Origin of the sequence: Pseudomonas brassicacearum, from assembly GCF_003732265.1 — a bacterium.
GTDB lineage: Bacteria > Pseudomonadota > Gammaproteobacteria > Pseudomonadales > Pseudomonadaceae > Aquipseudomonas > Aquipseudomonas brassicacearum_D.
This window is the reverse complement of record NZ_MOBK01000035.1, coordinates 1-284: the sequence shown is the minus strand read 5'-3', so window position 1 is coordinate 284 and position 284 is coordinate 1. Positions and strand designations below refer to the sequence as shown.

1 pseudogene is annotated in these 284 nt (G+C 56.7%); it reads right to left on the bottom strand.

What is annotated here, in order from left to right:
* A pseudogene (locus tag BK660_RS29910) lies at window positions 1-128 on the bottom strand (lipopolysaccharide heptosyltransferase II); the annotation flags it as partial.
* Window positions 129-284 lie beyond the last annotated feature (156 nt).

Here is a 284-nt window from a genome sequence, read left to right as displayed (position 1 = left end):
GGCCGGCTCCACTCGGGGGCCAGCACGTCGATTTCGCATTGCGGGTGGCGCTGTTTGAGACACTGAAACAGTGTCTGCGCCATCACCATGTCACCGACCCAACTGGGCCCAACGATCAGAATATTCATGTGGTTTCCATAAACGAACCGGGGAGGCATTTACGCCTCCCCGCCTCGATAATCATTGAGGGAGCGGCATTGCTGGCGATGGGTCATTACCTTCAACATGACTGTCGACTGTCACTCCGCTATCGCGAGCAGGCGAAGGCCTACAGGGTTTTGCAT